This window comes from Sulfitobacter sp. BSw21498, assembly GCF_006064855.1.
Classification (GTDB): domain Bacteria; phylum Pseudomonadota; class Alphaproteobacteria; order Rhodobacterales; family Rhodobacteraceae; genus Sulfitobacter.
Window position 1 is genome coordinate 1,234,324 of the sequence record NZ_CP040753.1, and the last position, 23,573, is coordinate 1,257,896.

The window sequence follows — 23,573 nt, forward strand, 5'->3', positions numbered from 1 at the left end:
ACCTGTCTCAGGCCGTTTTCACGGCAGCAACATCGGCAGCGGTGCCAATGTTCACGCAGGTGATTTCCTTGTTGATGCGGCGGATCATACCGGACAGAGCCTTGCCCGCGCCGATTTCCCAAACCTCGGTTACGCCCTGCGCGCCCATCCATTCAACCGACGACATCCAGCGCACCTGACCGGTAACCTGTTCGATCAACAGCTTGCGGATCTGATCGGGGTCGGTGACCGCTTCGGCCACCACATTTGCCACAACGGGCACGGCGGGGGCGTTCATCGTCACATCTGCCAGCGCGCCGGCCATTTCGTCTGCGGCGGGGGCCATCAGGGCACAGTGGAACGGGGCAGATACGGGCAACAGCAACGCACGCTTGGCACCGGCAGCTTTCGCCAGATCAATCGCGCGTTCAACGGCGGCCTTGCTGCCCGATACAACATTCTGCGCCGGATCATTCTGGTTGGCGACCTGACAGACATCGCCCTGCGCGGCTTCTGCGGCAATGGCTTCGGCCTGATCAAAGCTGAGGCCCAAAAGTGCTGCCATAGCACCCTGCCCCACAGGCACAGCCGCCTGCATCGCGCGGCCACGAATGCGCAGCAACCGCGCCGTATCCGCGAGCGAGAATGTCCCCGCCGCGCAAAGCGCTGCATATTCTCCCAGCGAATGGCCCGCGACATAAGCCGCCTTGTCGACGGTAATGCCTTCGGCCTTCAACGCCGCCATCGCCGCCATTGATGTCGCCATCAGCGCAGGTTGCGCGTTTTGGGTCAGCGTCAGCGCGTCCGCGTCACCTTCCCAAATCAGCGTCGACAGCTTTTCGCCCAAGGCTTCGTCCACCTCGTCAAACACGGCTTTTGCCGCCGGATAGGCGTCAGCCAGATCGCGGCCCATACCGATGGTTTGCGCGCCTTGGCCCGGATATACGAATGCAATGGTCATAAAGTCCCCCGAATTTGCGTTTCCAGCGCTTTAGCGCGTGGGTGCCCGTCAAACAAGCCTGCACGGCGACTGTGCGCTGATCCGCATTGGTCCCGACCAGCCACTATAGTATGGATAAGCCACCTTAATTCCCGACGGAGCAACCCGATGGCCCTTTCCAATACCGCAATCCGCTATGGCGGGGTGACCAAGTTTTTTCACTGGCTCACCGCCCTGCTGATCCTGACGCTGATCGCGCTTGGCCTTTATGCCAGCGACCTGCCTCACGACACCCAAGACGCCCTGACCCGCAAGGCGTGGTTCTTTTCGTTACATAAAACGCTGGGTGTCACGGTGTTCTTTGTCGCCCTCGCCCGAATTGTCTGGGCCTTCACCCAAACGAAACCGGGGCTGCTGAATGCGGATCACAAACTGGAAAGCTGGCTGGCCGAAACGGTGCATTGGGTGCTCTACGGGTCTTTGGTGATCGTGCCGCTGGCCGGCTGGATCGGCCACGCCGCGGCCTCCGGCTTTGCGCCGATATGGTGGCCATTGGGGCAATCCCTGCCGTTCATTCCTAAAAACACCACCCTCGAACACGCCTTTGGCGCGGTGCACATTATCGCGGGCAAATTGCTGATCGGGGCGCTGTTCCTGCATGTGGCAGGCGCGGTGAAACATCATGTGATTGACCGCGATTCGACGCTGCGACGCATGTTGCCGGGCGAGCCGGCGATTGGCCCGCTCCCTGCGCAACACCACTCTGCTGCGCCGGTGGTCACCGCGACCGTGGTCTGGATCGCGGCAATCGGCTTGGGTCTGGGGCTGGGTCTGGGCCAACCGGCCGATACAGAAGAGACCGCAACGCTCGACGCCGTGGCGTCCGAATGGCAGGTCCAAAATGGCACCATCGCGCTTGAGGTCACGCAGTTCGGGTCCGTCGTGGCAGGCAGCTTTGCCGATTGGACATCCGCGATCACCTTTGACGAGACCGTCCAAACTGGCAAAGCCGGCGAGGTGACGACCACGGTCGCGATCCCATCGCTCGGCCTCGGGTCGGTGACGGATCAGGCGATGGGTGCGGATTTCTTCAATACCGAGGCCTTCCCCACAGCAACCTTCCAAGCTGATATCAATGTCGCCGCAGATGGCTACATCGCTGCAGGCACGCTCACGATCAAGGACCAGTCCATGCCGGTCGAACTGCCCTTCACCCTGACACTTCAAGACGACACCGCGCAGATGACGGGCACCACCACGCTGGACCGTCGCAACTTTGGCATCGGGGAAACGGTGACGGATGAAAGCACGCTCGCCTTTAGCGTCACCGTCAACATCGATCTCACCGCCACACGAGGACGGTAATCCGATCCACAACGGCGCGGGCCATATGGCCCCGCCCCCATAAACGCAAAAACGCCGGGGACCTGCCCCGGCGTTTTCGTTTTCTCAATCAAAAAAAGCTTATTCAGCCTTCATCGCTTCGATAGAGATGTTCACTTGTACTTCGTCGCCGACGAAAGGCGCGAACTGACCGAGGTTAAAGTCGGTGCGCGTCACAGTGGTGGTCGCGTCGAAACCGGCCCAAGGCTTTTTGGCCATCGGATGCTCGCCCATCTGGTTCAGCTTGGCGTCCAGCACAACGGATTTGGTGACGTCATTCATGGTCAGGTCGCCGGTGATCAAGGCAGTTTTCTCGCCCGTGACTTCGATGCCCGTGGAGACAAATGTCACCATGTCGCCATCTTCGGCCCCAAAGAAGTCACCTGTCATAAAGTGCTCGGTGCGCGGATCCCAGCCCGTGATCATGTCTTTGACGGGGAAGGAAACCGAAACCGAGGAATTCGCGGGCTCCGCTTCGTCCATCATGATTTCACCGTCAAAACCGCTGAACATCGACGTGGTGGTCGAGAACCCAAGGTGGTTATAGGTGAAAACGATCTGGCTGTGGCTTGCGTCCAGCACGTATTTCTCGGCTGCGAACGCGGATGTGGCACCCAGTGTAAGGGCAGTAGCAAGAAGGACAGACTTCATGTTCATTGGAATTCTCCTGTTGGCGTGTGTCTGGAGTATACATGAAGCATTTCAACATTTCAGCAACCCAGCAGCGTTCAACAGTTAGTGCGCATTGGCGAACAGTCGCGCGCCCTTTAGGTGCCCGCTTTGCCGTACAACACCCGGATAGGATCAGACCACCTGACCGGAATCCCGCAGGCTAAAGGTCAGATTATCGACCACACGACGTTCTGCGATATGAACATCCACTATGAAATTGCCCCGCCCGTCCCAAAAGTGGAAATTCCGGCCGATACGCTCTACCCGTCCCAGATCGCAAAAGTTGCACCGGTGCAGCACGCGTTTGGCCCCGACCGCGCGGGGGCGTACAAGACGCAGCTCGCGGCGCAGCGTATCAATCTGTATGTCGGGCAACGCGGGCTTTTGCCCTGATAGCATCAGGCTTGCGCCCAGCATAAGCGAAAGCACAGACAGCCCCACCTTGAACAACATCACATCAGAGCCAAAGTTCGACCCCGGCGTCAGCCACAGCCCCGTCGCTGCCAGCACCAAAGCCACCCCGAGCACCCGCTGACCGCTGCGCAGCACTGCCCGCGATCCATCCACCATTCCGGCCTGCGTGGAAAACTGCACGCTGTCTGCTGTAAAATTCGTTACTGCGCCCATTGCTCTGACCAACCTTCATCAACCTATGTTCTCTCCCCATCAGTTCTCGTATGAGTTCATGACGAAAAAGAGGCGCACTCGTGACCCATCCGTGATCAAGGTGGACCTATTCAAGCGTCCGTCCAAAGATACATCTGTGACAAACCCGAGGTCCGTGTGCCCCTGCGCGTCACGCGCCCTTGCCCTGCCCGCAAAACCGTGTATATCGGCCCTTCGTTTTGCATTATCTTTTGAACCGCGCAGACTCTCGTGGTGGGGCCGCAAAACGCAAATGCCCTACCTATGAAATGCGCCTTGATATAAATAGGAGTGCACATGCCGCTTTATGAGCATGTTATGATTGCGCGTCAGGACTTATCCAACACGCAAGCAGAAGGTCTTATCGAACATTTTGGCACAGTTTTGGCTGACAACGACGGCAAGCTCGTCGACAGCGAATACTGGGGCGTCAAAACGATGGCCTACAAGATCAACAAAAACCGCAAGGGCCACTATGCCTTCCTGCGTTCGGACGCACCTGCGACCGCCGTTCAGGAAATGGAACGCCTGATGCGTTTGCATGATGACGTGATGCGCATTTTGACCATCAAAGTTGATGAGCACAAAGAGCTGCCATCGGTCCAGATGCAAAAACGTGACGAACGCCCCGAGCGTGGCGAACGCCGCGAACGTCGTTGATCATCAGCTTGCAATAAAGGACATAAACCATGGCCGCTAAACCATTTTTCCGCCGCCGTAAGGTCTGCCCCTTCTCGGGCGACAACGCACCGGCAATCGATTATAAAGACACACGTCTTCTGCAGCGCTACATCTCTGAGCGCGGCAAAATCGTTCCTTCCCGTATCACCGCAGTCTCCGCGAAAAAGCAGCGTGAATTGGCCCGTGCCATCAAACGCGCCCGCTTCCTCGCCTTGCTGCCCTACGCCGTTAAGTAAGGAGAAAGCACATGCAAGTTATCCTTCTGGAACGTGTGTCCAAGCTGGGCCAAATGGGCGAAGTCGTGGACGTAAAGCCAGGCTACGCACGCAACTATCTGCTGCCTCAGGGCAAAGCGCTGTCGGCTTCCAAAGCCAACATCGAAGCGTTCGAGGGCCGCAAGGCACAGCTTGAAGCTGACAACCTCGAAACCAAGAAAGAAGCCGAAGCCATGGCGGACAAGCTGAACGGTCAGCAGTTCGTTGTGATCCGCTCCGCTTCCGATTCGGGCGCTCTGTACGGTTCCGTCACAACACGTGACGCATCCGATGTGGCAACAGCCGAAGGCTTCACAGTCGACCGCAAGCAGGTCATTCTGGGCAGCCCCATCAAAGATCTGGGCCTGCACGACGTTACCGTCGTTCTGCACCCTGAAGTCGAAGTCACCATTCAGCTGAACGTTGCACGTTCCGCCGAAGAGGCCGAGCTTCAGGCTGCTGGCAAGTCGATCCAGGAATTGGCCGCAGAAGAAGAAGCTGCAGCCGAATTCGAGATCTCTGAACTGTTTGACGATCTCGGCTCCGCCGCATCCGACGACGATGATCTGCCACAAACAAACGAGAAATCGGACGAAGACGAAGCGTAAGCTCAAGTCTTTCGACCTGATTCCAAATGAAACGCCGCCGCTGAGCCTTCAGCGGCGGCGTTTTTCGTTGTCCAATCGGCGACATGCCGCCCTTAGGTAAGCGACGCCCTGCCCATCCGAAACCGGCATTGTTGCGCAGCATCTCATGGATTGTATGCATGGGGCTCCCATCAACGATGCGAGTCACCCGCATGAATACGCTCACACGCCGCTCCCTTTGTCAGATGTTGCTTTGCGCACCCGCCCTATCCGCCTGCGCCAGTACCGAAGCAGAACCGCCCGCCGTGGCCCGTAAAATGCCCTTACACCCGAACGAGACGCCAGAGCTGCGTGGCCTGATCAACAAATGGGCCGATCACTACGAAGTGCCCCGCCCCTTGGTCCACCGCCTTGCCATCCGCGAAAGCACGCACCGTCCAGAGGCGCGCAATGGGCCGTATTTCGGCCTGCTTCAGATCCTGCCCGCAACCGCACGCGGCATGGGTTTTAGCGGCGACGCCGGCGAACTTTTAAATCCTGATGTCAATTTGAAGTACGGCGTAAAATACCTGCGCGGCGCTTGGCTGCTGTCCAATGGCGATCACGCCACAGCAATCAAATGGTACGCCCGCGGTTACTATTACGAAGCAAAACGGCGCGGCATGTTGGTTGAAACCGGCCTGCGCAAGGGCTGAGCCGCTGCGCTGACGTCCGGCACGGGGCCGCTGCCAGCATCGCCCCCCAGATAGCAAAAGGGCCACCCAATCGGGCGGCCCTTTCTTTTTACGTCACCGGCGAGGGTGAAAGACTTATTCGTCGTCCAGCTCTTCTACGGCTTTCTGCAGATCTTCTTTCGACACTTCTTTTTCGTTCAATGTCGCTTGTTCGAACACGTGGTCGACCACTTTATCTTCGAACAACGGTGCGCGCATCTGCTGCTGCATCTGCTGGTTTTGTTGAACGAATTCAAAGAACTGACGCTCCTGACCAGGGTACTGACGTGCCTGGTTCATGATCGCTTGGGTCATTTCCGCGTCGGTCACCTGAACTTCGGCTTTCTGACCCAGCTCGGCCAGCAGCAGCCCAAGACGCACGCGGCGCTCGGCCAGCTTCTTGTGCTCGTCTGTGGTCTCGATCTCGGGGTGATCGTGGCCTTCAACTTCGGGGTTGTCTTCGTGCCACAGCTGGTGCGCGATCTGGCCGGCTTCGGCTTCAACCAACGACGGGGGCAGATCAAAGCTGACCATTTTGTCCAGCTCGTCCAGCAGGCCGCGTTTCATAACAGCGCGCGAGGCACCGGTATATTCCGCTTCCAGACGCTCTGCGATCTGGCTTTTCAACGCGGCGAGGTCTTCTGCACCGAATTTCTTGGCCAGCTCGTCGTCGATTTTGGCAGCGACGGGCTTTTTCACTTCTTTAACTTTGCACTCGAATACGGCTTCTTTGCCCGCGAGGTGAGGTGCTTGGTAATCTTCGGGGAAGGACACGGTGACGTCTTTTTCGTCGCCCGCAACAACACCGACCAGCTGCTCTTCAAAGCCGGGGATGAACGAGTTGGAACCCAGAACCAGCGGGTAGTCTTCTGCAGCGCCGCCTTCAAAGGCTTCGCCGTCTACCTTGCCGAGGAAATCAAATGTGATCTGATCGCCATCTTCGGCCTTGGCACCCTCTTCGCGGGCTTCAAAGTCTTGAGCGGTCTCTGCCAGATTGGCCAGCGCTTCATCGACGGCAGCGTCGTCAGCTTTGACAACCATTTTGTCCAGCGTGATGGACGACAGGTCGACTTCGGGGATTTCTGGCAGCGCTTCATAGGTCATGGTGACCTCGACGTCGTCGCCTTCTTTCCAGTCTTCGTTCGCCATTTTGACGTCAGGCTGCATCGCGGGGCGATCACCGGACTTTTCAAAGTGTTCCTGCATGGCGCCATCAATGCTTTCCTGCATGGCTTCGCCCGTAACCTTCTGGCCGAACTGCTTTTTCAGCAGCGCCATTGGCACTTTACCTTTGCGGAAACCCTTCATCTCGACTTCGGGCTGCGCTTCGGCCAGCTTTTCGTTGACCTTGGCCTCCAGCTCAGCTGCTGTCACAGTGATGGCATAGCCGCGTTTCAGACCTTCGTTCAGCGTCTCGTTGACCTGCATGTTTGCTCCATAGGGTAAGGCCGCGCATTGCGTGGCGCGGGCGGAAAAATTTCCGCTCTTCTATTGGCGCCTGCGCTTGGGCGCAAGCGGATTTGGCGGCGGGGGTCCCGTGGGACGGGGCAATTTGCCCCCTGCCCCCGCCTACCGGTGGTAAATAACGTCTCGCGTGGTCCTCAAGCGGCGAAGGGTCACCGCCTCAGGCCCCGATCAAGCCTAGGTCATGCCCAGTGCTTCTTTATACATCTCAAGGACGGCTTCTTCTTCGGCGATATCATCCGCCTCACGCTTGCGCAGCGCGATGACCTTGCGCAGAACTTTGGTGTCGTAACCGCGCGACTTGGCCTCTGCCATGACCTCTTTTTGCTGCTCGGCCAAGTCTTTCTTTTCTGCATCCAGCCGCTCGATCCGCTCTACGAACTGGCGAAGTTCGTTTGCGGTGACACGATACGTTGCATCACCGATGGCGTCTGCGGATTCGGGATTGGTAGCACTGTCGCTCATCTGGGGCGTCCTATGTCTTGAATGGGTCAGCGCAGTGACTACCCCCGTGCCTGCCCTGCCGCAAGCCACTCTTGCCCATTGGGCGGAATTCGGATAGCTCGCGCCGTATGGAAAACGCATCTCTAACTATCTTTGACGCCCTGATCTGGGCTGGCGCAGCTATCTCGTTTGTTGGGCTGGTCGGGCTTGTGTGGTGTATCGTGCGCGTGGCCCGCGCCAAACGCGCCGCCCTGTCCGAAGAAGAGATGCGCGTCGTCTTGCAGAAAGTCCTGCCGTTAAACCTTGGCGCGTTGCTGTTGTCGGTGATCGGGCTGATGATGGTCGTCGTGGGTATTATCCTCGCGTAACGCTTGTTTGCAGGGCATCGCGCGCTCTGCCGGCCGCGTTCACAACGCTTGCGCCTTGTCACACATTCAAAAGTCACTATATGTTTCTCTGACACCTGCCACTTATGGCGGTCTTTGAGGGCGAAATAGCATATGATTGAAGCAGATTGGATTTGGGGCCTGATTGGCGGACTGTTGATTGGATTTGGTGGCGCGGTGTATCTGCTGGGCAACGGCCGCATCATGGGGGCCAGTGGCATCGTGGGCGGGCTGGTCGACGGGTCGGGCCGAAGCACTTGGGCCGAACGCATCAGCTTTTTGGCCGCCCTGATTGTTATTCCCGCGGCAATCGCGGCCTTGGCCCCGACTCAAGCGACGACCCACCTGACCGAAAACCTTTGGCTGGTTGGCGTGGCAGGGCTGTTGGTCGGTCTGGGCACCCGTATTGGCAACGGCTGCACGTCCGGCCACGGCGTTTGCGGGATTTCGCGGCTGAGCCCCCGCGGCATCGTCGCCACGTTGGTCTATATTGCGGCGGGGGCCTTGATGGTCGTCGTCTTGCGCAGCTTTGTCGGAGGGATTTGAGATGCGTAACATGATTGCCGCGCTTGCGGGCGCTTTGTTTGGAACCGGACTGTACCTGTCTGGCATGACAGACACCCAAAAGGTCCAGGGGTTTCTGGATTTCTTTGGCAGCTGGGACCCGACATTAGCCTTTGTCATGGGAGGGGCCATTCTGCCTATGGCGGTGGCGTGGGCGATGACCCGTACCCGTCGCCCTGTTACCGGTGGTGACTTTCCCGCCCGCCCCGATGCGCGCTTGGATCGCAAGTTGATTATCGGCGCAGTGCTGTTTGGCGCAGGCTGGGGATTGGTCGGGCTGTGCCCGGGTCCGGCGCTGGCGTCGCTGGGTTTTGGCGGCTTGGGCGGCATTATTTTCCTGATCGCCATGCTGGCAGGCATGATGATCGCCCCCAAAGCGCGGCGGATACTAGACACACCGCGGACGGCTGGATAAATCAAGCTATGGATATTCGTAAAATCACCCCCCGCTTCTATGCTTCCCCTCAGATCGACCCGTCCGATATGGGCGCGATCAAAGAGGCCGGCATCACCTTAATTTTGTGCAACCGCCCCGACGCCGAGGTTCCCCCCAGCCATCAACATGCGGCCATTCAAGCCGCCGCAGAGGCTGCCGGACTGCGTTTCGCGTTTCAGGAGTTGACCCATCAAACGATGACCCCCGACGTCATTGCCCACAATCGCGAAATCGGCGTGGCGCAGGACGAAGTCGTTCTGGGCTATTGCGCCTCTGGCACACGGTCCACGATTGCTTGGGCTTTGGGTCAGGCTGGCAAACAACCGGCCGACACGCTGATAGAAGCCGCCCGTGCCGGCGGCTATGACCTGAGCCATATGCGCGACGTGCTCAGCGCCCCCTACGCCTAAGAGCCGCGCACAAGGGCCCTCTTGGTCCGTCACGACAGCAGATAGCGCCGCTTTGGCGCTATCCCCCACGCAGCCACGTTCATCTACATCATCCCATAGCGCGCATCCTTTACCGCTGCTTCATCCCCTTCAAGATGACGCACAAAGGTTACGAATCTGCTTAGATGCGATGGGAAATCGGCTTAAACGTCAGTCTGCGCGATCGGCAGCTCAACACGGAATCCGGTGCCCGAGACATCAGTGAGATACGATATATCCCCCTGTAACCGCTTGATAATCTCGCGGCAAATGGCAAGACCCAGACCGGCCCCCTCACCGCCTTGCCCCGGTAAACGACTAAATTTTTCAAAAATCAGTGCTTGCGAAGCGGCGTCAATTCCTACGCCATTGTCTATCAGATCAACGATGATACGCCGCCCACGCTGATGTGCCCGTATGGACAGCTGCGGGTCATCGGCCACACAATATTTCTGTGCATTTGTAATCAAGTTTATGAAAACCTGCACCAAACGATCCAGATCGGTATCCAGCACGATATCTTCACCCGCGCTTTCCCGATCAATTTTGATCACACGCGTATTCGCCGCCCGCGCTGTGATGACCGCCTGATCCAACACATCGCGCAAAACGCCGCGTTGCCGGTTCAATGAGACCTCGCCGTTTTCAAGCACAGACAAGTCCAGCAGATCATCCAACAAGCGTGTAAGCCGGATGGTTTCGGAGTGAATAATCGACGCGTAGCGGGTCTTTTCTTCCGGCCCCAACCCTTCGGCATCGCGCAAAATCTCTGAAAATGCGCGGATAGAGGTCATGGGCGTGCGCAATTCATGGCTGATCTGGCTTAGAAAACTATCTTTTTGATGTGACAGTTGGGTCAGCTTGTCATTGGCGCTGCGCAGTTTCGCAGCGGTATCTGTCAGCGCACGGGATTTGATTTCCAGCTGGCTGGAATATTCCAGCATCTGCGCCGATTCGTCCGCCACAGCGAGCAGATCCTGAACCGAAACAGAGGCCCCGCCCACCAGTTGCGCCACCATTGCATGCGCCGTGGCGGCCCCCACAGATGCTGCGAGCTCGCGTTCTAGCGCCTGCACAAATCGCGGTGTCGGTTCGGGTAGGCCATCGTGTTTTTGTTGCAACTGCGCTTGCGCCCGAAAGAAGCCTTGCGCCTCTGCAGCGCCCAAAATGCGCTGTGCCATGATCATCAGATCCTCGCTCGCCGCGACCGACGCGCTCCATCCGCGTGCGGCCGTGGAATGGTCAAAGATATTCACGAATTGCGCACCTTGCAGCCGCTCTACGGGGGCAGGAAAGCTGAACAGGGACACGGTGACAAAAACCAAAGCGTTGATCGAAAGGCTCCAGAGAACGGCATGAACTGTCGGATCTAACCCATTGATCCCAAATAAGGCCTCGGGTCGCAGCCACTGCAAGCCGAACAACCCGTCCTGAAAGGTAGACGCCGACAGCGCGGCCCCTGCGCCAAAGCTTGGCAACAGCATCGTATAGACCCACAACGCAAAGCCGATGGTCAACCCGCAGATCGCCCCCGTCCGCGTTGCACCGCGCCAGAAGATGCCCCCCAGCAGCACCGGCAAAAACTGCGCCACCCCCCCGAAAGAGATTGTCCCGATCGCCGCAAGCGCACCGCCCCCGCCCGACAGCCGGTAATAGCAATACCCCAGCGAGATGATCAGCAGGATCGACAACCGCCGCGACAGGATCACCACATGACGCACGTCGCCCGACTGCTGGACCGTTTTTTGTCCATAGGTCAGCCAGATTGGCATAACGATATGGTTGCTCACCATTGTCGACAGCGCCAGTGTCGCGACAATCACCATCGATGTGGCAGAGGAAAACCCACCGAGAAAGGCGAACATCGCGAGCGAATTCTGCCCCTGGCTCAGCGGCAGGCTCAGGACGAACAAATCAGGGTTCGACCCTTCGGGCAGCAGATCGAGCCCGACCACGGCAATGGGCACGACGAACAGGCTCATCAGCATGAGATACAGCGGGAAAGCCCAGCTGGCGGTCTGCAAGTGGCGCTCGTCGCCGTTCTCCACGACCAAGACCTGAAACATGCGCGGCAGGCAGATAAAGGCCGCAGCGGCCAGCAGCGTCAACGCGGTCCACCGGCCCCCTTCGACCTGCCATTGCCCGATCGCGGACCGGTCAATCTGCGCCAGTGTCTGTTCGACACCACCTGCGACCCCCCAGACCACGAAAGCACCAACCGCCAGCAGTGCCAGCAGCTTGACCACCGCTTCTACTGCGATGGCGATGACCACGCCGTGATGGCGTTCGTTGGCGTTCAAATTACGGGTGCCGAACAACACAGTGAACAGCGCCAGCCCCACCGCGACCCAAAACGCCGCCTGTGCCGAATTGATCTGGCCGCCCCCGGTCGTGGCCTGTGGCTCGGCGCTGGCAAAGATCGACAAGGACAGGGTAACTGACTGTAGTTGCAGTGCAATATAGGGCGTCACCCCGATGACTGCCATGATCGTGACCAATATCGCCAAGAGGTTCGATTTCCCGTATCGCGAAGAAATAAGATCCGCGACCGAGGTCACGCGATGGGACCGACCGATGCGCACCAAACGGCGCAAGATCCACCACCAGCCGATCATCACCAGCGACGGCCCAAGATAGATCGTCACGAATTCCAGCCCTGATCGCGCCGCATAGCCGACCGCGCCATAAAACGTCCAAGCGGTGCAATAGATCGACAGCGACAGCGTATAGACCAACGGCGAGCGCAACAGCCAGTCCCCACGCCCGCGGGCGGCAGCGCGTTCAGCGGCAAAGGCCACGGCAAACAGCCCCACCACATACAGCAAACAGACGGCAACCAGCTGGTTCAGTGACACCATCAGCCTTGGGTTTCCTGTTCGATCTGACGCGCTGTCCGCCGCCACAGCAAAAAGCAGCAGGCGATCCCGATCAGCCAAACGCCAAAGACATAGCGCAGCGCATGTGACATGGGGACAGCATCGCCCGCAGAGGTATCTTGCACCGGCCACAAAAGCGGTACCATCCAGAACCCCAGCACCAGCAGCGGCAGCAGCCGAACAGCGTCCATCATGCGGCGAAACCTGTAGCTGCGCCGTTCAAGAAACAGCGGCGAGCCGGGCAGTTTACTCATGCTTCTGCGGTGCCTGCAGCTGTTAGATCGCGCACGGCCGCCAGCATATCGGCATTAGAGAAAGGTTTGGTCATAAAGCGGCTGACGCCCGCCTCTAGCGCGATTTCGCGGTCGCGGGTCTGGCCGCGGGCGGTCAGCATCAGAATAGGCAGATCGGCCAGCGCTGCGTCCGCGCGTAGCTCTTTAAGGATTTCGAAACCGCTTTTACCGGGCAGCATCACATCCAGCATCACCAGATCGGGACTGGCATTGCGGATGACCTCGACAGCCGTGGCCCCGTTGGCCAGCGTTTCAACGCGCCAGCCTTCGCGACCCAATAAAAATCGTATCGCCTCGGCGATGTTCGTCTCGTCTTCTACGAGCACGACGTGTTTGCCCATTGGCAAAATCCCTCCCTGTGGCCCTGGTCGCATTATAACGCGATCTTGGTAAGCCGAGAGGCAGGATGCACGGAAAACCCTGCCCTGTCAAAAGCCTGTTACCCGCCCTTATACACCATCATTCAAGATTGACGGCTCGCGGCGTGCAGGACATTCGGTGCGCGGACAAACCCGGCACGTGGCACCGACATCGTGCACAGGTACGGTTTCGGGGCTGGCGGGCAGGATCAACATGACCGACTGCAGCAAAGGCATCGCGTTGTAATCGCGCACGTTCTGGGGTTCGCAGGTCGCATAACAATCAAACGACGCATATCCCCGCCCCAGCTGCGCCACCCGTTGTTTCTGCACCATGCCGGGGCTGCCCAAGACGCTGAACAACGGCCACAGCGGGCAGCACGCGCCAAAGCGGGGCACGACAAACCCGTCGATGGATTTGCGAAAGATCAACGTACCCGACCGGTCGCAAACGACCAGTCCTGCGCCCAGTTCCGGCACCGTCGCCATACGGCGCAAAACACGCGCCACGGGCTGCCGCAGCAGCGCGGCAAGTGCGACGGGGTCCGGCCCTAGGTGACCGAGTGCTTGGGTCAGACCGGCTATGGGCAGCGCCTCTGCATCGATTGAAATCTGCTGTAAAACATCGCGCGCGATATGCCGTGCAGCAACGCTTTGCAGGTCGGGGGCGGCCTGGATCAACGTCTCGATGGCCCCTGCATCCCCATCCGTGACCTCCAGCGTTGCAAAACGATAGCGGTGCGCGGCCAGAAACGCTTCGACCTCCTCTTGCGGAGAGTTGGCGGCGGGGGTTATCTCGGGGTCGGCCTCAAGGTACCCCACAAGCGCCTGCGCGCTATCCGCAAGGCGGCGGCTGTCCTGATCGATGTTGATGTGAAACCGGTCGCGCCATTCGGGTTCAAGCGTCTTGGTATCGGCAAGGATCGATGCGGTTGACCGGATCGCCGCCGCGGTGGTCAGCAGTTCGTGCATAGAGGCCGCCAGATGCGGGTCATGGGCCAAACGGTCGGTCAGCGTCTCGACGGTGCGTTCAAGCGTGGCGATCCGGCGTTGCGCGCTGGCCAGCACATCGGCCCAACCGGGAAAACGTCCGGCAAATTCGTCGGCGCGGTTCACCTCTGGCCCGCTCAGCCGCGCATCATCCGCGGCCTCGCGCAGGGTAGCAATCAAGGCGGCTTCGGCCCCTTCGGTCAGCGCCGTCGGCTCCACCCCAAGCGCGCCTGCGATGTTCAGCAGCAGTTTCCCGCCGATTCTGCGCCGGTTGTGTTCGATTAAGTTCAGATAGCTGGCCGAAATGCCGATCCGCTTGGCCAGATCAGCCTGCTTTTGCCCTGCCATCACCCGCCGCTCGCGGATGCGACTGCCGGTCAACGCATCGCGGGTCATGCGACACAGCCGCCGGATTTATACCGCATTATCAACGGCTTTCTGCGCTGCAATATCATTAAATTTACAAATCCCCTTAGGCCTCTGCGAATATATTTACAGAATAGTTGTTTTTATCAAGGGGCTTGTTGATCGGTTTTCAGTTTTCCTCTCATATCATATTTGCACCTCTGTGCATCATGGACCCGGAAAAATAATCGGGCCGTGGTTTCAACATTTGGGAGGAAATACATGACATTTTCTAACTTGACGCGTCGCGGCGTGATCAAAACCGGCGCTGCTGCCGGTGCTGGTCTGGCCTTGCCGACGTATCTAAGCGCTGCCGCGCATTCAGGTTTTACGAACGCGCCAACGGGCGACACGGTGACGCTGGGCTTTAACGTGCCACAATCAGGCCCCTACGCGGACGAGGGCGCAGACGAACTGCGCGCGTTCGAGCTGGCGGTCGAACACCTGAACGGTCAGGGCGACGGCGGCATGCTGAACACCTTCAGCTCCAAGGCGCTAGAAGGTAACGGGATCATGGGCAAGAAGGTCCAGTTCGTCACCGGCGACACGCAGACGAAATCGGACGCGGCCCGCGCATCGGCGCAGTCGATGATCCAGAAAGACGGCGCGATCATGATCTCGGGCGGCTCGTCCTCCGGTGTGGCTGTTGCTGTGCAAGGCCTATGCCAAGAGGCCGGCGTGATCTTTATGGCGGGTCTGACCCACTCCAACGACACCACCGGTAAAGATAAAAAAGCCAACGGCTTCCGCCACTTCTTTAACGCTTACATGTCCGCTGCCGCTTTGGCACCGGTGCTAAAGAACCTCTATGGCGACGACCGCAAGGTCTATAGTCTGACAGCCGACTACACATGGGGCTGGACACAGCAGGAATCCATTCAGGCCGCGACGGAAGCCATGGGCTGGGAAACCATCAACGATGTGCGTACGCCGCTCGCCGCGACCGATTTCTCGTCCTACATCGCGCCTGTGCTGAATTCCGGTGCCGATGTTCTGGTTCTGAACCACTACGGCGGAAACATGGTTAACTCGTTGACCAACGCGGTTCAGTTCGGTCTGCGCGACAAGCAGGTGAACGGCAAGAACTTCGAAATCGTTGTACCGCTCTACTCCGAGTTGATGGCCCGTGGCGCAGGTGAGAACATCACCGGTATCGTAGGTTCGCAAAACTGGGACTGGAAGCTAGAGAACGAAAAAGGCGACCGCTACAAAGGGACAAACGCCTTTGTTAAGTCCTTTGGCGAAAAATACGGCTTCCCACCCAGCCAGGCAGCTCAGACATGCTACGCGCAGACGCTGCTTTATGCTGATGCGGTTGCACGTGCCGGGTCGTTCAACCCATGCGCCGTTGTCGAAGCCCTCGAGGGTTACGAATTTGACGGTCTGGGTAACGGTCCAACACTGTACCGTGCTGGCGACCACCAGTGCTTTAAGGACGTTGTGGTTGTGCGCGGCAAAGAGAACCCCGAGAACGAATTCGACCTCGTGGAAATCGTCGAAGTCACACCAGCTGAGCAAGTCACCTATGATGTCGACCACCCGATGTTTGCAGGCGGCGCGTTGGGCGACTGTAACCCCGGCGCTTAAATCCAAGTCTAAGGCGGGGGGCTTCCCCTGCCTTACCTTGCCGGCGGAATTTTTCCGTCTTTCACTTCTTAAAAATTCGAGGGCACCGCGATGGACGCCATTCTTTTGCAACTTCTTAACGGGTTGGACAAAGGTTCAGCTTATGCGCTCATCGCGCTTGGTCTGACCCTGATCTTTGGCACCTTGGGTGTCGTCAACTTTGCCCACGGGGCATTGTTCATGATCGGCGCATTCTGTGCTGTGACCCTAAGCAAGATTTTCAACCTAAGCCACAAGGCCGCGGAATCCTCTGGTACCGACTTTTTGGGCAACCCGAAATTCGAAGACGTGCTGTATATCAAAGAGTGGTTCGGCGATGCAGCCGGTGCGTGGCTGCTGGATTGGTCGGTTCCCCTGTCGATCCTCTTTGCCGTGCCGATCATGCTGGTCATCGGCTTTGTCATGGAACGCGGGTTGATCAAACACTTCTACAAGCGCCCCCACGCGGACCAGATCCTTGTGACTTTCGGTCTGGCGATCGTGCTGCAAGAGGTGATCAAGTACTTCTACGGTGCCAACCCGATCCCGACCTCTGCCCCCGAAGCCTTTCGCGGGTCGTTCGATTTCGGCGTGTTGCTGGGCTTTGATCCCAATGCGATCATCTATCCCTATTGGCGTCTGATCTATTTCGCCTTCTCGGCGCTGATCATCGGCGGCGTCTTCGCCTTCTTGCAATTCACCACCTTTGGGATGGTTGTGCGCGCCGGCATGGCTGACCGCGAAACCGTGGGTCTGCTGGGCATCAACATCGACAAGCGATTTACCATTATGTTCGGCATCGCCGCGGCGGTGGCTGGGCTGGCAGGCGTCATGTATGCGCCGATCAATTCGCCCAACTACCACATGGGCATGGATTTTCTGGTGCTGAGCTTTGTGGTCGTCGTTGTCGGCGGCATGGGGTCTTTGCCCGGGGCCGTTCTGGCGGGGTTCTTGCTGGGTGTCCTGGAATCCTTTGCCTCGATGAACGAGGTCAAGAACATCCTGCCCGGCATTGACCAGATCATCATTTACGTTGTCGCGATCCTTATCTTGCTGACACGCCCCCGTGGCCTAATGGGCCGCAAAGGCGTGATGGAGGAATAACCCATGCAATCACTCACTAAAAAAGACTTTCTCCTTCTGTTGGTGGTGGCATTCCTGACCATGGCAGCCCCCGTCATCCTGAACCCCTTCCCTGCGAGCTCCGGACTTGCACAATTCAACGCCGGCTACCCTGACCTGATGCAACGCTTTGTGATCTTTGGCATCTTTGCCATCGGGTTCAACATTCTGTTCGGGCTGACCGGATACCTGTCCTTTGGCCACGCGGCCTTTCTGGGGGTCGGTTCCTACTCTGCCGTGTGGATGATGAAGCTGTTGTCGATGAACGTGATCCCCGCGATTGTGTTGTCGGTGATCGTCGCGGGGTTGTTCTCCGTCGTGATCGGCTTTGTCTCGCTGCGCCGGTCGGGGATCTACTTTTCGATCCTCACGCTCGCCTTTGCGCAGATGTCGTTCAACCTTGCCTATTCGGTCCTGACGCCGATCACCAATGGCGAAACCGGGCTGCAAATCTCGCTCAGCGATCCGCGCATTCTGGACGGTGCAAACGCGCCCAGCTACCCCAACCTTTTCGGGGCGCAGATGAATGCCGCGACGACGTTGGATTTCGGGGCTTGGTCCTTCACCTTCTCGGTCGGGTATTACCTGTGCGCCGTGATCATGCTGCTGGCGTTCTATATCTCGATCCGCGTCTTCCGGTCGCCCTTCGGGATGATGCTGCGGGCCGTGAAATCGAACCAGCAACGGATGAACTATACCGGCCTGAACACCAAACCCTACACGCTGGCGGCCTTTGTTATCTCTGGCATGTATGCCGGTCTGGCGGGTGGTTTGCTGGCCGCAATGGACCCGCTTGCCGGGGCCGAGCGGATGCAGTGGACAGCCTCTGGCGAGGTCGTGCTGATGACGATCCTTGGCGGTGCGGGCACCCTTCTGGGGCCGGTACTGGGCGCGGGCTTTATCAAGTATTTTGAAAACATCTTTTCCAAGATCAACGATAACGTTCTGCACGGCTGGTTCTCTTTCATGCCCGATGGGCTTGAAGACATGCTGATCGCGGTGATCCACCCCTTTGTCGGCAAGGGCTGGCACCTGACCTTGGGTCTGCTGTTCATGCTGGTCGTGATCTTCTTGCCCGGTGGTCTGGTCGAAGGTGGCCAACGCATCGGTCGCGTGTTCCGCCGCAAGGACCGGAACGCGGGATCGGTCGAAGCCGACGCCGCCGCACAACGCAACATACCCCCAGCCGAATAAGAAGGAGCTGAACAGATGGCCATTCTCGAAGTCAAAAATGTCGGCAAACGTTTCGGCGGGTTGCAAGCGCTGAGCAACGTGAACCTCAGCGTTGCGGAAAATTCGGTCCATGCCATTATCGGGCCGAACGGGGCGGGTAAGTCCACGCTGCTGAACTGTCTAGTGGGCAAGCTGATCCCCGATACCGGATCGGTCATGTTCGACGGACAGTCGGTGCTGGGGCGCAAGCCCTACGAGATCAACCAGATGGGGATTTCGCGCGTGTTCCAGACGCCCGAGATCTTCGGCGATCTCAGTGTGCAGGAAAACATGCTGATCCCCTGCTTTGCCAAACGCGATGGCGCATTCCAGATGAATGCGCTGTCCTCGGTGTCCAGCCAGCGCGACGTGATCGAAAAAGCCGAAGAAATGCTGGTCGAGATGAAGCTCGCCGACAAACGCCATATGCACGCGGCTTCTATGTCACGCGGCGATAAACGCCGGTTGGAAATTGCGATGTGCCTTTCGCAAGATCCGCGCCTTTTGCTGCTGGATGAACCCACAGCGGGTATGGCGCGGGCCGATACCAACAACACCATCGACCTGCTCAAACAGATCAAGGACGAACGCAATATCACCATCGCCATCATCGAACACGACATGCATGTGGTGTTCTCATTGGCGGAACGGATCACCGTGTTGGCTCAAGGCACGCCGCTGGTCGAAGACACACCCGACAACATCAAAGGCCACCCCAAGGTGCGCGAGGCGTATTTGGGCGAATCCCAAGACGCCGCCTGATGCGGGGGCGCAGGTCCCCGCCCCCGCCACAGCACCTCGGCTTTGCAAGGATAAGAACATGAACACGAAACCCGATTTCTCGAACAGCGCCAACCATGCCTCTACTGCGCCCGCCTATCTGTCGGTATGGGACATCCACGCCTACTACGGCGAAAGCTATATTGTGCAGGGCGTCAGCTTTAACGTCCATGAGGGCGAAATTCTGGCGCTTTTGGGCCGCAACGGCGCGGGCAAAACATCGACCCTGCGGGCCATCGCCCAGATTGGCGACCCCGAATTGCGCAAGGGCGAGGTCTGGCTCGACCACAAGCCGCTGCACAAAATGGCCAGCCACGAGGCCGCCGCCAACGGTCTGGCGCTGGTCCCAGAAGACCGCCGCATCATCGCGGGCCTCACGGTCGAGGAAAACCTGCAACTGGCGCAGATCGCCCCGCCGATCGGCTGGTCGCTTGACCGCATCTATGACCTGTTTCCCCGTCTGAAAGAGCGCCGCAAGCAAGAAGGCGTGACCCTGTCGGGCGGCGAACAACAGATGCTGGCGATTGCCCGCGCGCTGGCCCGTGACATCAAGGTGCTGCTGCTGGACGAACCCTATGAGGGGCTTGCCCCTGTCATCGTGGACGAGATCGAAAAGACCCTGTCGCTGATCAAATCCCAAGGCATCACCACCATTCTGGTTGAACAAAACGCCGTGCGTGCGCTCAAGCTCGCGGATCGCGCGGTGATCCTTGATACCGGCGGCGTGGTCTTTGATGGCACCGCCGACGAGGTGCTGAACAACGCCGAATTGCGCTCCGAATATCTGGCGATCTGACGACTAACACTTTACGGGCGCGGGACGTTCTGGCGAAACATGCGTTTCATACCAGCACTTTCCCGCGCCTGCGCCCCCTTGCCCCATTGCATATACCCCCTGCCCCGGTCCGCCGCCTCTCGCGGCCAAGGTGACGTTAGGCAACTGCTTGCTTTTCATGACTGCGCCCATGCCCTATAAGGCAGCAATTCAAGGGCACAGGCAGCGCCCTATCGACTTTGACTGGCTGAGGAAAATATGACAAAAAACACCCATGACGCCGATGTGGCTTTTATCCAGGCGCTCGCCGAGTTGCTGAACGAAAACGATCTGACCGAATTGCAGGTCAAGCGGGATTACGCCGAGGATGACAGCCTGAATGTGCGCGTCAGCCGCAAACCACCGCAACAGATCGTAGCACCGCATCAGGCGCAATCGGCCCCTGCGCACTATGCAGCGCCCGCGCCCGCCGCCCCGGCAGCCGCAGCCCCTGCAGCAGAAGCCAGCGATCCCGCGGACCACCCCGGTGCTGTCGTCTCTCCGATGGTGGGGACGGTATATATGCAAGCCGAACCTGGCGCGCCTTCGTTTATATCGGTCGGGACCTCCGTTTCCGAAGGGGACACGCTGCTGATCGTTGAAGCTATGAAAACAATGAACCACATTCCAGCGCCACGTTCCGGCACGGTAAAGCGGATTTTGGTAGATGACGGCGCCGCCGTTGAATTTGGCGCGCCCTTGGTGATCCTGGAATAAGGCGAAACCTATGTTCAAAAAAATCCTAGTCGCAAACCGCGGCGAGATCGCGTTGCGCGTGATCCGTGCGGCCCGCGAGATGGGCATCGGGTCTGTCGCGGTCCATTCGACGGCAGACAGCGATGCGATGCATGTGCGCATGGCAGACGAATCTGTCTGCATCGGCCCGCCCTCCTCGCAGCAATCCTATCTGTCGATTCCGTCGATCATCGCCGCGTGCGAAATCACCGGCGCAGAGGCCATTCACCCCGGATACGGCTTTTTGTCCGAAAACGCGGGCTTTGTGCAGATCGTCGAAGACCACGACCTGACTTTTATCGGACCCACAGCGGCACACATCCGCATTATGGGCGACAAGATCACCGCCAAAGACACTATGAAAGAGCTTGGCGTGCCCTGCGTTCCCGGGTCTGACGGTGGCGTGCCCACACTGGCCGACGCCAAGCGTATCGGCGAGGAAATCGGCTATCCGGTGATCATCAAGGCAACCGCCGGTGGTGGTGGCAAGGGTATGAAAGTGGCGAAAACCGCCGCTGAAATGGAACGTGCCTTCATGACTGCCCGCGCCGAAGGGAAATCGAACTTCGGCAACGACGAAGTCTATATCGAGAAATACCTCACCACGCCGCGCCACATCGAAATTCAGGTGTTCGGCGATGGCAAAGGTCGCGCTGTCCATCTGGGCGAACGCGACTGTTCGCTGCAACGCCGCCACCAGAAGGTCTTCGAAGAAGCCCCCGGCCCGTCGATCACCGCCGAAGAACGTGCGCGTATCGGCAAGGTCTGTGCAGATGCGATGGCCAACATCAACTACATCGGCGCGGGCACGGTCGAATTCCTGTATGAAAACGGCGAGTTCTATTTCATCGAAATGAACACGCGTTTGCAGGTCGAACACCCCGTCACCGAAGCCATCTTTGGGGTCGATCTGGTGCGCGAACAAATTCGCGTCGCTGCCGGAATGGATCTGTCCTTTACCCAAGAAGACCTGAAGATCAACGGACACGCGATCGAGGTCCGGATCAACGCTGAAAAATTGCCTAACTTCTCGCCCTGCCCGGGCAAGATCACACAGTATCATGCCCCAGGCGGGCTTGGTGTGCGGATGGATAGTGCGCTGTATGACGGCTATAAAATCCCGCCCTACTACGACAGCCTGATCGGCAAGCTGATCGTTCACGGGCGCGACCGTCCCGAAGCGCTGGCGCGTCTGCGCCGTGCCTTGGGAGAGCTGATCGTGGACGGGGTCGACACGACGATCCCGCTGTTCCATGCGCTGCTTGACGAACAGGACGTGCTGACAGGGGACTATAACATCCACTGGCTAGAGCATTGGCTTGAAACAAATTTGGGCAATGCCTGACCTGACGCCAGAGCTGTTATTGCACGGCTATTCCATGGGGATCTTCCCCATGGCCGAACACCGCGACGACCCGGAAATCTTCTGGGTCGATCCGCGGCGGCGGGGCATCTTCCCCCTAGACGGGTTCCACATCTCGCGTTCCCTAGCGCGCGCAATGCGGCGGACCCACTTTACCATCAGTATCAACACCGCATTTGAAGACGTCGTATCCGGCTGCGCCGACCGCGCCGATACATGGATCAACGCCGAGATTTTTGCGCTGTACGCGCGGCTACATGCCCAAGGCCAAGCCCATGCGCTTGAGGTCTGGGAAGGTGATGTATTGGTGGGTGGCGTCTACGGCGTCACACTGGGGCGGGCGTTTTTTGGCGAAAGCATGTTCTCGCGGCGCAATAATGCATCAAAGATCGCGCTGGCCTGCCTGGTGGATCGGCTGACCCGAGGCGGGTTTACCCTGTTTGATACCCAGTTCCTGACGCCGCATCTGGCGTCTCTTGGTGCGCAGGAAATAACCCGCGCCGCCTATCACGCCCGGCTAGAAATGGCCTTGATGAAAAACGCGGACTTTACCGCGCCTGTTGCTGCCACTCCTCAAGATGTGGTGCAGCGGATGACCCAGATATCATAGCGCGGATGCTCCAGCGCTGAAAGCGCGGGCGCAGAGGCGATCATCCAGCCGGCAAAAAGCCGATTCTCGTCGCCCGTCTCGACGATATCAAGCTCGGCATAGGCGTCGCCCGCAGGGTTGCCCGCAGGATAGCGACATTCGTTCAGGGTCACATTCAGGCTGCCCACGCGCGAAGTCTCTCCGCGCTGCATCTCTACGTCACGCGACACGCCCGATACCTTGTCCAACGCCCGCAAGACGCCGCCCTCGGCGCTGGCGACTTGCTGTGCCTGCACGGGCGCGGCCATCACGGCGAGGATCATCAAAATCTTGCGCATCACATGGGTTCCTTGAACGTCAAAACGGAGTCTTTCAGTGCCACGCACCGGCCAGACGCCCGCAGCTTCGTGCGCCCCCGTAAAGGCGCACGGGGGCTTTTATTCGGGTTGCCATGCCTCGTAGTCACCGCGGTCGGCAGGCTTTTCACGGCGGATGGATCCCGCAGGCGCATAGGCCAGCGCGGTGCCGGTCAGGTTCTCTTGGTGGGGCTTTTCCCACGTCTTATGTACCAGCGGGCGATCTTGCGGGGTTTCATCCCACGAATGGTGCAGCCAGCCGTGCCAGTCAGCATTCACGCGGGTCGCTTCGATCTCGCCGTTGAAGATGACCCAGCGTTTGCTGCTGTCCGCGTTGCGGTAATACACATTGCCCTCGGCGTCTTCGCCGACCTTGATGCCCTTGCGCCACGTGAACAGCTGTGTGTTCAGCGTCTGGCCGTTCCACCACGTCACGCCGCGCAAAAGAGAGTTGAGAATGCCCATAGTGGTCTCCTGAAGCTTTGATGGATATATGCA

General features: G+C 58.8%; 28 protein-coding genes. 17 read left to right on the plus strand and 11 right to left on the minus strand.

Features of this window, described 5'->3' with window-relative positions; translation table 11 throughout:
• Positions 1-7 precede the first annotated feature (7 nt).
• Positions 8-940 carry an ACP S-malonyltransferase gene (gene fabD, locus E5180_RS05995; protein ID WP_138923591.1) on the minus strand — a complete coding sequence of 311 codons (933 nt, stop codon included), beginning with the start codon at positions 938-940 and terminating at the stop codon, positions 8-10.
• A 147-nt stretch (positions 941-1,087) separates the two neighbouring features.
• Here fabD and E5180_RS06000 point away from each other — a divergent pair, with 147 nt between their 5' ends.
• The gene (locus E5180_RS06000) at positions 1,088-2,284 is read left to right on the plus strand and encodes a cytochrome b/b6 domain-containing protein (protein ID WP_138923592.1); all 1,197 of its coding nucleotides are present in this window, start codon (positions 1,088-1,090) and stop codon (positions 2,282-2,284) included.
• 99 nt (positions 2,285-2,383) lie between these two features.
• Here the strand turns inward: E5180_RS06000 and E5180_RS06005 are convergent, their stop codons facing one another.
• On the minus strand, positions 2,384-2,953 hold the full coding sequence (locus tag E5180_RS06005) for a YceI family protein (RefSeq protein ID WP_171048972.1): 570 nt from the start codon (positions 2,951-2,953) through the stop codon (positions 2,384-2,386).
• 153 nt (positions 2,954-3,106) lie between these two features.
• On the minus strand, positions 3,107-3,601 hold the full coding sequence (locus E5180_RS06010) for a hypothetical protein (protein ID WP_254700543.1): 495 nt from the start codon (positions 3,599-3,601) through the stop codon (positions 3,107-3,109).
• A gap of 315 nt (positions 3,602-3,916) precedes the next feature.
• Here E5180_RS06010 and rpsF point away from each other — a divergent pair, with 315 nt between their 5' ends.
• The 4 genes from rpsF (at position 3,917) to E5180_RS06030 (ending at position 5,836) form a co-directional block, all read left to right on the plus strand.
• The gene (rpsF, locus tag E5180_RS06015; RefSeq protein ID WP_138923594.1) at positions 3,917-4,279 is read left to right on the plus strand and encodes a 30S ribosomal protein S6; all 363 of its coding nucleotides are present in this window, start codon (positions 3,917-3,919) and stop codon (positions 4,277-4,279) included.
• 29 nt (positions 4,280-4,308) lie between these two features.
• Positions 4,309-4,536: a 30S ribosomal protein S18 gene (gene rpsR / locus E5180_RS06020; RefSeq protein WP_005852865.1), complete on the plus strand. Its 228-nt coding sequence runs from the start codon at positions 4,309-4,311 to the stop codon at positions 4,534-4,536.
• Between the two features lie 11 nt (positions 4,537-4,547).
• A complete protein-coding gene (gene rplI / locus E5180_RS06025; RefSeq protein ID WP_138923595.1) occupies positions 4,548-5,162 on the plus strand; it encodes a 50S ribosomal protein L9 in 615 nt (204 codons plus the stop codon).
• 224 nt (positions 5,163-5,386) lie between these two features.
• A complete protein-coding gene (locus E5180_RS06030; protein WP_138925130.1) occupies positions 5,387-5,836 on the plus strand; it encodes a transglycosylase SLT domain-containing protein in 450 nt (149 codons plus the stop codon).
• Positions 5,837-5,950: 114 nt separating this feature from the next.
• On the opposite strand, the gene tig is transcribed toward E5180_RS06030, so the two are convergent.
• Both tig and E5180_RS06040 read right to left on the minus strand, forming a co-directional pair.
• Entirely contained in the window at positions 5,951-7,282 is a 1,332-nt protein-coding gene (gene tig / locus E5180_RS06035) for a trigger factor (RefSeq protein WP_138923596.1), read from the minus strand.
• Between the two features lie 213 nt (positions 7,283-7,495).
• On the minus strand, positions 7,496-7,783 hold the full coding sequence (locus E5180_RS06040) for a DUF2312 domain-containing protein (protein WP_093733905.1): 288 nt from the start codon (positions 7,781-7,783) through the stop codon (positions 7,496-7,498).
• 107 nt (positions 7,784-7,890) lie between these two features.
• Here E5180_RS06040 and E5180_RS06045 point away from each other — a divergent pair, with 107 nt between their 5' ends.
• From E5180_RS06045 to E5180_RS06060, 4 genes are all read left to right on the plus strand, one after another.
• On the plus strand, positions 7,891-8,130 hold the full coding sequence (locus E5180_RS06045; RefSeq protein ID WP_138923597.1) for a hypothetical protein: 240 nt from the start codon (positions 7,891-7,893) through the stop codon (positions 8,128-8,130).
• A gap of 132 nt (positions 8,131-8,262) precedes the next feature.
• The gene (locus E5180_RS06050) at positions 8,263-8,694 is read left to right on the plus strand and encodes a YeeE/YedE family protein (RefSeq protein WP_138923598.1); all 432 of its coding nucleotides are present in this window, start codon (positions 8,263-8,265) and stop codon (positions 8,692-8,694) included.
• 1 nt (position 8,695) lies between these two features.
• A complete protein-coding gene (locus E5180_RS06055; protein WP_093733908.1) occupies positions 8,696-9,127 on the plus strand; it encodes a DUF6691 family protein in 432 nt (143 codons plus the stop codon).
• Positions 9,128-9,135: 8 nt separating this feature from the next.
• The gene (locus E5180_RS06060; RefSeq protein WP_138923599.1) at positions 9,136-9,558 is read left to right on the plus strand and encodes a TIGR01244 family sulfur transferase; all 423 of its coding nucleotides are present in this window, start codon (positions 9,136-9,138) and stop codon (positions 9,556-9,558) included.
• A gap of 182 nt (positions 9,559-9,740) precedes the next feature.
• On the opposite strand, the gene E5180_RS06065 is transcribed toward E5180_RS06060, so the two are convergent.
• The 4 genes from E5180_RS06065 to E5180_RS06080 all read right to left on the minus strand — a co-directional run bounded on the left by E5180_RS06065 (position 9,741) and on the right by E5180_RS06080 (position 14,490).
• Positions 9,741-12,434, minus strand: a complete 2,694-nt coding sequence (locus tag E5180_RS06065; protein WP_138923600.1) for a sensor histidine kinase — start codon at positions 12,432-12,434, stop codon at positions 9,741-9,743.
• Entirely contained in the window at positions 12,434-12,706 is a 273-nt protein-coding gene (locus E5180_RS06070) for a hypothetical protein (protein WP_138923601.1), read from the minus strand. Before E5180_RS06070 ends, E5180_RS06065 begins: the two co-directional genes overlap by 1 nt.
• The gene (locus tag E5180_RS06075) at positions 12,703-13,086 is read right to left on the minus strand and encodes a response regulator transcription factor (protein ID WP_138923602.1); all 384 of its coding nucleotides are present in this window, start codon (positions 13,084-13,086) and stop codon (positions 12,703-12,705) included. Before E5180_RS06075 ends, E5180_RS06070 begins: the two co-directional genes overlap by 4 nt.
• A 108-nt stretch (positions 13,087-13,194) precedes the next feature.
• Positions 13,195-14,490 carry a short-chain fatty acyl-CoA regulator family protein gene (locus tag E5180_RS06080; RefSeq protein WP_138923603.1) on the minus strand — a complete coding sequence of 432 codons (1,296 nt, stop codon included), beginning with the start codon at positions 14,488-14,490 and terminating at the stop codon, positions 13,195-13,197.
• A gap of 231 nt (positions 14,491-14,721) precedes the next feature.
• Between E5180_RS06080 and E5180_RS06085 the strand changes: the two genes are divergently transcribed.
• From E5180_RS06085 to aat, 8 genes are all read left to right on the plus strand, one after another.
• Positions 14,722-16,086 carry a substrate-binding protein gene (locus E5180_RS06085; protein ID WP_138923604.1) on the plus strand — a complete coding sequence of 455 codons (1,365 nt, stop codon included), beginning with the start codon at positions 14,722-14,724 and terminating at the stop codon, positions 16,084-16,086.
• Between the two features lie 90 nt (positions 16,087-16,176).
• Positions 16,177-17,208, plus strand: a complete 1,032-nt coding sequence (locus E5180_RS06090) for a branched-chain amino acid ABC transporter permease (protein ID WP_138923605.1) — start codon at positions 16,177-16,179, stop codon at positions 17,206-17,208.
• 3 nt (positions 17,209-17,211) lie between these two features.
• Complete coding sequence (locus tag E5180_RS06095; protein ID WP_138923606.1) at positions 17,212-18,420, plus strand: branched-chain amino acid ABC transporter permease; 1,209 nt, start codon at positions 17,212-17,214, stop codon at positions 18,418-18,420.
• Positions 18,421-18,435: 15 nt separating this feature from the next.
• Positions 18,436-19,200, plus strand: a complete 765-nt coding sequence (locus tag E5180_RS06100; protein WP_138923607.1) for an ABC transporter ATP-binding protein — start codon at positions 18,436-18,438, stop codon at positions 19,198-19,200.
• A 58-nt stretch (positions 19,201-19,258) separates the two neighbouring features.
• A complete protein-coding gene (locus E5180_RS06105; protein ID WP_138923608.1) occupies positions 19,259-20,014 on the plus strand; it encodes an ABC transporter ATP-binding protein in 756 nt (251 codons plus the stop codon).
• A 237-nt stretch (positions 20,015-20,251) separates the two neighbouring features.
• Positions 20,252-20,749 (plus strand): acetyl-CoA carboxylase biotin carboxyl carrier protein, encoded by a 498-nt coding sequence (accB, locus tag E5180_RS06110; RefSeq protein ID WP_138923609.1) that lies wholly within the window; start codon positions 20,252-20,254, stop codon positions 20,747-20,749.
• A gap of 10 nt (positions 20,750-20,759) precedes the next feature.
• Positions 20,760-22,112, plus strand: a complete 1,353-nt coding sequence (gene accC, locus E5180_RS06115; protein WP_138923610.1) for an acetyl-CoA carboxylase biotin carboxylase subunit — start codon at positions 20,760-20,762, stop codon at positions 22,110-22,112.
• Positions 22,105-22,740: a leucyl/phenylalanyl-tRNA--protein transferase gene (aat, locus tag E5180_RS06120; protein WP_138923611.1), complete on the plus strand. Its 636-nt coding sequence runs from the start codon at positions 22,105-22,107 to the stop codon at positions 22,738-22,740. The genes accC and aat overlap by 8 nt, the downstream gene beginning before the upstream one ends.
• Here aat and E5180_RS06125 read toward each other — a convergent pair.
• Both E5180_RS06125 and E5180_RS06130 read right to left on the minus strand, forming a co-directional pair.
• Positions 22,704-23,057: a DUF2155 domain-containing protein gene (locus E5180_RS06125; protein ID WP_138923612.1), complete on the minus strand. Its 354-nt coding sequence runs from the start codon at positions 23,055-23,057 to the stop codon at positions 22,704-22,706. The two genes, aat and E5180_RS06125, sit on opposite strands and share 37 nt — an antisense overlap.
• A gap of 99 nt (positions 23,058-23,156) precedes the next feature.
• Positions 23,157-23,540 (minus strand): NADH:ubiquinone oxidoreductase subunit NDUFA12, encoded by a 384-nt coding sequence (locus E5180_RS06130; protein ID WP_138923613.1) that lies wholly within the window; start codon positions 23,538-23,540, stop codon positions 23,157-23,159.
• Between the last annotated feature and the right edge of the window lie 33 nt (positions 23,541-23,573).

What these genes read in the sequence shown, in the direction of transcription:
- E5180_RS06125 (WP_138923612.1), bottom strand. Translation starts at nt 23,057, where the DNA reads ATGCGCAAGATTTTGATGATCCTCGCCGTGATGGCCGCGCCCGTGCAG.
- E5180_RS06130 (WP_138923613.1), bottom strand. Translation starts at nt 23,540, where the DNA reads ATGGGCATTCTCAACTCTCTTTTGCGCGGCGTGACGTGGTGGAACGGC.
- E5180_RS06105 (WP_138923608.1), top strand. Translation starts at nt 19,259, where the DNA reads ATGAACACGAAACCCGATTTCTCGAACAGCGCCAACCATGCCTCTACT.
- E5180_RS06000 (WP_138923592.1), top strand. Translation starts at nt 1,088, where the DNA reads ATGGCCCTTTCCAATACCGCAATCCGCTATGGCGGGGTGACCAAGTTT.
- E5180_RS06040 (WP_093733905.1), bottom strand. Translation starts at nt 7,783, where the DNA reads ATGAGCGACAGTGCTACCAATCCCGAATCCGCAGACGCCATCGGTGAT.
- fabD (WP_138923591.1), bottom strand. Translation starts at nt 940, where the DNA reads ATGACCATTGCATTCGTATATCCGGGCCAAGGCGCGCAAACCATCGGT.
- E5180_RS06075 (WP_138923602.1), bottom strand. Translation starts at nt 13,086, where the DNA reads ATGGGCAAACACGTCGTGCTCGTAGAAGACGAGACGAACATCGCCGAG.
- E5180_RS06070 (WP_138923601.1), bottom strand. Translation starts at nt 12,706, where the DNA reads ATGAGTAAACTGCCCGGCTCGCCGCTGTTTCTTGAACGGCGCAGCTAC.
- E5180_RS06055 (WP_093733908.1), top strand. Translation starts at nt 8,696, where the DNA reads ATGCGTAACATGATTGCCGCGCTTGCGGGCGCTTTGTTTGGAACCGGA.
- rplI (WP_138923595.1), top strand. Translation starts at nt 4,548, where the DNA reads ATGCAAGTTATCCTTCTGGAACGTGTGTCCAAGCTGGGCCAAATGGGC.
- E5180_RS06080 (WP_138923603.1), bottom strand. Translation starts at nt 14,490, where the DNA reads ATGACCCGCGATGCGTTGACCGGCAGTCGCATCCGCGAGCGGCGGGTG.
- aat (WP_138923611.1), top strand. Translation starts at nt 22,105, where the DNA reads ATGCCTGACCTGACGCCAGAGCTGTTATTGCACGGCTATTCCATGGGG.
- E5180_RS06050 (WP_138923598.1), top strand. Translation starts at nt 8,263, where the DNA reads ATGATTGAAGCAGATTGGATTTGGGGCCTGATTGGCGGACTGTTGATT.
- E5180_RS06045 (WP_138923597.1), top strand. Translation starts at nt 7,891, where the DNA reads ATGGAAAACGCATCTCTAACTATCTTTGACGCCCTGATCTGGGCTGGC.
- rpsF (WP_138923594.1), top strand. Translation starts at nt 3,917, where the DNA reads ATGCCGCTTTATGAGCATGTTATGATTGCGCGTCAGGACTTATCCAAC.
- E5180_RS06005 (WP_171048972.1), bottom strand. Translation starts at nt 2,953, where the DNA reads ATGAAGTCTGTCCTTCTTGCTACTGCCCTTACACTGGGTGCCACATCC.
- E5180_RS06100 (WP_138923607.1), top strand. Translation starts at nt 18,436, where the DNA reads ATGGCCATTCTCGAAGTCAAAAATGTCGGCAAACGTTTCGGCGGGTTG.
- E5180_RS06030 (WP_138925130.1), top strand. Translation starts at nt 5,387, where the DNA reads ATGTTGCTTTGCGCACCCGCCCTATCCGCCTGCGCCAGTACCGAAGCA.
- accB (WP_138923609.1), top strand. Translation starts at nt 20,252, where the DNA reads ATGACAAAAAACACCCATGACGCCGATGTGGCTTTTATCCAGGCGCTC.
- rpsR (WP_005852865.1), top strand. Translation starts at nt 4,309, where the DNA reads ATGGCCGCTAAACCATTTTTCCGCCGCCGTAAGGTCTGCCCCTTCTCG.
- E5180_RS06065 (WP_138923600.1), bottom strand. Translation starts at nt 12,434, where the DNA reads ATGGTGTCACTGAACCAGCTGGTTGCCGTCTGTTTGCTGTATGTGGTG.
- tig (WP_138923596.1), bottom strand. Translation starts at nt 7,282, where the DNA reads ATGCAGGTCAACGAGACGCTGAACGAAGGTCTGAAACGCGGCTATGCC.
- E5180_RS06085 (WP_138923604.1), top strand. Translation starts at nt 14,722, where the DNA reads ATGACATTTTCTAACTTGACGCGTCGCGGCGTGATCAAAACCGGCGCT.
- E5180_RS06090 (WP_138923605.1), top strand. Translation starts at nt 16,177, where the DNA reads ATGGACGCCATTCTTTTGCAACTTCTTAACGGGTTGGACAAAGGTTCA.
- E5180_RS06095 (WP_138923606.1), top strand. Translation starts at nt 17,212, where the DNA reads ATGCAATCACTCACTAAAAAAGACTTTCTCCTTCTGTTGGTGGTGGCA.
- accC (WP_138923610.1), top strand. Translation starts at nt 20,760, where the DNA reads ATGTTCAAAAAAATCCTAGTCGCAAACCGCGGCGAGATCGCGTTGCGC.
- E5180_RS06060 (WP_138923599.1), top strand. Translation starts at nt 9,136, where the DNA reads ATGGATATTCGTAAAATCACCCCCCGCTTCTATGCTTCCCCTCAGATC.
- E5180_RS06010 (WP_254700543.1), bottom strand. Translation starts at nt 3,601, where the DNA reads ATGGGCGCAGTAACGAATTTTACAGCAGACAGCGTGCAGTTTTCCACG.